General features: G+C 67.8%; 4 protein-coding genes. 2 read left to right on the forward strand and 2 right to left on the reverse strand.

What is annotated here, in order from left to right:
* Positions 1–26 precede the first annotated feature (26 nt).
* Both JF886_RS08615 and JF886_RS08620 read left to right on the forward strand, forming a co-directional pair.
* Positions 27–962 (forward strand): IS5 family transposase, encoded by a 936-nt coding sequence (locus tag JF886_RS08615; protein WP_337311523.1) that lies wholly within the window; start codon positions 27–29, stop codon positions 960–962.
* An 84-nt stretch (positions 963–1,046) separates the two neighbouring features.
* Complete coding sequence (locus tag JF886_RS08620) at positions 1,047–2,510, forward strand: cation:proton antiporter domain-containing protein (protein WP_337311525.1); 1,464 nt, start codon at positions 1,047–1,049, stop codon at positions 2,508–2,510.
* 312 nt (positions 2,511–2,822) lie between these two features.
* Here JF886_RS08620 and JF886_RS08625 read toward each other — a convergent pair whose 3' ends face one another.
* The gene (locus tag JF886_RS08625) at positions 2,823–3,350 is read right to left on the reverse strand and encodes a universal stress protein (protein WP_337311527.1); all 528 of its coding nucleotides are present in this window, start codon (positions 3,348–3,350) and stop codon (positions 2,823–2,825) included.
* A 1,379-nt stretch (positions 3,351–4,729) separates the two neighbouring features.
* Entirely contained in the window at positions 4,730–5,245 is a 516-nt protein-coding gene (locus tag JF886_RS08630) for a DinB family protein (protein ID WP_337311529.1), read from the reverse strand.
* Positions 5,246–5,544 lie beyond the last annotated feature (299 nt).

Below are 5,544 nucleotides of genomic sequence, written 5' to 3' on the forward strand. Positions count from 1 at the left end.
GCGCGGGTCCTCCATGATCCCGATTTGTGACGATCAAGAACACTGGAGAACCCGCGCATGCCCAGGGTAGGCGCCCAGCCGGCCTGGCGGTGGCATGCCGCTGCTGCCCGGGCGGGATCGGGCGCAGCACGCGGGTGCCGCGGTACCCGTCAGACATGAGCGATGCGGAATGGCAGGTCATCGAGCCGGCGCTGCCCGCTCCGGCATGGAAGGCCGGCAAGGGCGGCCGCCCCGCGGAACGCTGCCGCCGCGATTACGTGGACGCGATCCGTTACCTGGTCAAGGAAGGCATCCAGTGGCGGGCGATGCCCGCGGACCTGCCGCACTGGCGCACCGTCTATGACGTGGCCGACGGCTGGCACAAGAGCGGGGCGACCAGGAAGATGCACGATGAGCTGCGCCGCCAGTGCCGCATCGCGGCCGGGCGTAAGCCCGAGCCCACGGCCGCGGTTATCGACTCCCAGTCGGTGAAGGCAGCTGAGGAAGTCTGCCGTGCCAGCCGCGGCTACGACGCGGGCAAGAAGGTCAACGGCCGCAAGCGGCACATCGCCGTTGATGCCATCGGGCTGCTGCTGGCGGTGCTGGTCACCGCCGCGGGCGTCCAGGACCGCGACGGAGCCAAGCCGCTGCTGTGGAACCTGCGCCGCGCCTTCCCCTCGGTCAGGCTGGCCTGGGCTGACGGCGGCTACGCCGGCAAGCTCGTCACCTGGGCCAGGACCAGGCTCAGGCCCAGGCTGACACTCCAGATCGTCAAGCGGCCCGATGACCTGCACACCTTCCAGGTGCTGCCCCGCCGCTGGGTCGTCGAGCGGACCCTGGCATGGATCACCCGCTGCCGCCGCACCGTCCGCGACTACGAACGCCTGCCCGAGCACCACGAAACCATCATGTACTGGGCGATGACGATCACCATGACCCGTCGGCTCGCCCGCCGGCCAGCGGCTCAGCCGACCCCCACCTAGTTTCCAAACAGGCTCTAAGCTGGGCGTGGTGCCCTGGGAAGTCTGGTCGGGAACCTTTTGGCATGCCAGACCGGGGGTGCAGCCGTGACCGACACGCAGCCGTTTGCCCTGATAGTCCTGCTGACGGCCGCGGTAGGGCTGGTCGCGGTGCTGTCGAATCGTCTCACCGAGCGGGTGAAAATCCCCTCCCCCGCGCTGGTGCTGGCGGGCGCTGCCGTCGCGGTGAAGGTTGTTCCCTCGTTGCACGCACCGCCGAGGCAGGCGGTCGAACGAGTGGTCACGGTCGCGCTGGTGTGCATCTTGTTCGACGGCGGCATGCACATCGGGTGGTCCCGGTTCCGGTCCGCTGCTGCCCCTATCGCCACGGTCGGCGTGGTCGGCACGTTCCTGACGGTGGCCGCCCTCGCGGTCTTCGCGCACCTCGCATTCGGCCTGGCCTGGTATCTCGCGCTGCTGGTGGCCACGGCGGTAGCGCCGACCGATCCGGCGGTGGTGTTCTCAGTGCTGGGCCAGCGGGAGGTCTCCGGCCGCAGCGGCACCATCCTGGAGGGGGAGTCCGGCGCGAACGACCCGGTGGGGATCGCCCTGATGGCCAGCCTCATCGGTGCGGGCGGCCTGAGCGCGGGCGCGTTCGCCCGGGTCGGCGGCGAGTTCGTGCTCCAGATGACCGTTGGCGCGGCGGTGGGTGTGGCGGGTGGCTGGGCGTTGCTGTGGTTCATCCGCCGGGTGCCGTTGCCCAGCGAGGGGCTGTACCCGCTGCGCACGCTGGCCTGCGCGCTGCTGATCTTCGCAGCCGCCACCCTGGCGCATGGATCGGGGTTCCTGGCGGTCTTCGCCGCCGGGATCGTCCTTGGTGACGGCCGCGCGCCGTTCAAGCGGGAGATCGAGCGGTTTCACACGGCGCTGGCCAGCCTGGCCGAGATTGTCGCCTTCGTCGTCCTCGGTCTCACCGTTGACCTCGCCGTGATCGCTCGCGCTGATGTGTGGGTCCCGGGAATCATCCTCGGAGCGGTGCTCGCCTTCGTGATCCGGCCGGTGCTGGTCGGAGCGTGCCTGATCCCCGCGCGGCTGAAAAGCAACGAGCGCAACTTCGTCTTGTTCGCCGGGCTCAAGGGCGCCGTGCCGATCTTGCTGGGCATCTTCCTGCTGGAGGCTCACGAACCCCAGGCCGGGCGCCTGTTCGGCATCGTCGCCGTGGTCGTGGTGTTCTCCGTCGTCGTGCAAGGCAGCCTGGTACCAGCCGCCGCCCGGCTGCTGCGCGTGCAGATGCGCGCGATCGAGCCGCAGCCCTGGGCGCTGGGGGTACGGCTGCGAGACGAGCCCAGCGGCGTGCACCACCTCACCATCAAGGCAGGCTCGGCGGCCGATGGCCGCACGGTCGGCGAGATAACCGGCCTTCCCGGTGACGCATGGGTCAGCTTCGTTGTCCGGGACGGCCAGCTCGTGCCCATCACCGAGGACATGCGGCTGCGCCCAGGAGACGATGTCCTGGTCCTGGCCGACCCAGACCTGCGCGAAAAACTGATCACAGCCTTCGAAGGACGCTAACCGGCCACCGCTGTACTGCTCATACAGCCGCACCGCGCATCCACGGCCAAAGGCCCGGGATCGATCTGAAGATTGGCTTCGAGTCCCTCCGGGCCTCCGGGCCACCAGAATGAAACTGGTCATCAGCCTGACGGGCGCCCCCGGCCAGGAAACCAGCGCCGCCGTTAGCGCTCGCTCCGGGGGAGCGGGCTAGCACCCAGAGCGTGCCCGGCCTGACGCAACTGCGTCCGCCACCAGTCATGCCCAGCGCAGACATCGGCACGTCGCGATTGCGGGCATCTGTACCTGTTAACGGCGCATGTGTGGGGGTCCTCAGTCGGGTGGCCTGGCCTGGTCTCTCAGCAGCTGATCAGGGGTGAGCGTCCCGTGCCCGAACGTCCTCGTGAGTCGGCGATGCCTGATTTCCCTGGCCAATTCAGACGGCGGAACGATCACCACCGGGCACTGGGCATGAGCCGCGCAGTAGCGGCTCACCTTGCAATAGACCACCCGGGACAGCGTTCCACGACGACCAGCACCCATGACCAGCAGGTCATCAGGGCAGCAGGCAATACTGACCAGGACCCAGCCAGCCGGGCCCCGCTCCACGCGAGGCCGCACCAGCCGATCGTCAGGGACCTCTCCCCAGACCGCGACCAGCGCGTCACGAAGCCGCTGGCAGGCAGCATCTTGCCATACCTGACGCATATAGCCCGAAGGCTGAGTTCGTTCGGCGAGATCACCGCCCGGCGGCACCCAGGCGATAACGGGTACCAGGACCGCATCATGGACGCGGGCCAGCACCTCGGCGTAGCGCAGTGCCCGACGGCTGCCCGGGGAGCCGCTCGTCCCGACGATCACCCGACCTACCCCGGACACGACATGGGTCCAGCGTCACGACCAGCCGTCGATGCCCGCCGAAGCCGCGCACATGACGGACGAATGCCTGCCGAAGTGTTCAGGGTCCCCAACTCGTGCTCCTGACGGACGGACGAATGTCCTGCCGACCAGGCTTCCCGGCACGCCTAATCCCTAATTCTAGGGTCCGCCGCGCTTCGCTGCCAAGAAGGCAACCGCACTGCGCTTTCCCTGCAGACCTAGGGCGTTCAGGACAACACGGGTAAGCACGGGACAGTCCATAAGGCCAGACGTCACGGAGCGCCTAGTCACAGAGTCAAGATCACTACCTGGGGCTGGCAGGACCGGCATCCTGACACGGTGGAAGTCGCGAGTCGTGCCATATACGTGCCACGCACCGGGAGCTTCAACGGTCAGCAGCGGTAACTCACGGGCACAGCGCCGGTCTGATCAGCGCATACGTAAGTGCTGCTCATGTCCGTTTCGGGTTACCGATCTTCCAAGCTGGGGCTGCCGTCCTCCTCTCTGCACGATGATCTCAACCGAGTCCGCCGAATCAAGGCCAGGCCGCTGCGCGGTCGCTTCGCGAGCCTTGACACGGCGGCCACGGTACGAGGGATGGCAGCTACGAGAAGGACGGGAGGACCAGGAAGCCGCGGTCGAGAGGCTGATCTGTAAACGGATTTGTAAACCGGACGCCGCGGAACGGGACGAGACGGGGGAGACGGAGCCGACCGTGCGCACCGTGATCTGTCGCATCAGCTGAGGTCAGCACAGCGGCGGGAGACTGCCTGAGACGGTCGAGACGTGCGTCGTACGGCTCATAACCCAGAGGTCGCAGGTTCAAATCCTGCCCCCGCTACCAGGCAAGTAGCACGTCAGAGGCCCGGAGGATGTTCCGCCGGGCCTTTGTCATGCCTCCCAGCAGCCCGCGCGCTCAAAGCGTCGTCGAACCAATCCGCTAGCCGAGATCAGCACGGCAGTCGCCGCTGCTCCACGCGCTCCACGCGTCGCGTTGCCGAATTTAGCCGTATTTAGATCAAGGCGGCGGGCCGACACTAGCGTCGGCCTCCGGCCTTAGGAGGCCCCGGCCGCCGCGCGTCGGCCGCACGTTCTCAGTCCGCCGCCGATCAGCCGGGCTCATTCGGCGACAGGCCCGGACGCTGCAAGTGCCGTCATCCTCGACGGACCATTGTCCCGCTCCTGGCCGCCGCGCCTAGGCCGCTTCCTGCGGTCGCGTCGCTTCGCGATGGCTTCGCCAACCTAGACCCGACGTCCACTCGCCAGGTATCGGCGCCTGTCGAGGAAGACGGAGCAGACCAGGAGCCCGCAGAAACCTGGTCGTGAACATGTCAGGTGACGCGCAGGGAACCGTTTTCGTTTCAGCGAGGCCCGAGCCCAGTCTGGCCGTCGATCAGTTCCCTGGCGATGTCCAGGTGACCGGCATGTCGCGCGCTCTCCTCGATCATGTGCAGCACGACCCAGCGCACGCTCGGCGGTTCGTCCATCTGCGGGTCGCTGTGCCTGCCGCGTGGCGGCGCCGACAGCGGCGTCACCGCCAGCACCGCATCCGAGTGCGCGCACTGGTCACGGTAATAGCCGATGACCTCCGCGGAGGGCCGGTCACAGACGAACGCTGCCTCCGGGTCATAGGGGGGCAGGCCCTCATCCCAGGGCAGCTCTGCATCTGAGCCGGCCACGACCCCCTGGAACCAGTGCCGCTCGGCGCCGCCCAGGTGCTCGACCAGCCCAGCCGGCGTCCAGCCCGACGGCACGACCGACCGGTGCCACGCCTCCTCGTCCAGCCCCTCCACGATGGAAAGCACCGAGTCGCGCTGGGCATCGAGGAAGGCCAGCAGAGTCTGGTCCTCCGGGTCCTCAGGCTGATTGCCGGTCATGTCCATCCTCCTGCCGGGTCGATCACTGTCCCTGGGGTCGCGTTCGCGGCACACCTGTGCGATCGGCACATGATCCGGAATATCCACGAAACGATCCCTGGAACAGCGCCAAGCCATCAATGCCAAGAGACACGTCAGCGGCCTATCTTCGCACGATAGCGCTGGCGGCCTCCGGAGCCGTGAACGCTACGAGCCCGGGGCGCTAGGGCAAATCTTGCGCGATCGCCCAGATGTAGCCGTCCGGATCGGCGAAGGTGATCGTGCGCATGCCCCAGTCACGATCCGCCGGGCCACTGATC

The sequence above is a fragment of the Candidatus Aeolococcus gillhamiae genome, assembly GCF_016464765.1.
Taxonomy (GTDB): domain Bacteria; phylum Chloroflexota; class Dormibacteria; order Aeolococcales; family Aeolococcaceae; genus Aeolococcus; species Aeolococcus gillhamiae.

What these genes read in the sequence shown, in the direction of transcription:
- JF886_RS08630 (WP_337311529.1), bottom strand. Translation starts at nt 5,245, where the DNA reads ATGACCGGCAATCAGCCTGAGGACCCGGAGGACCAGACTCTGCTGGCC.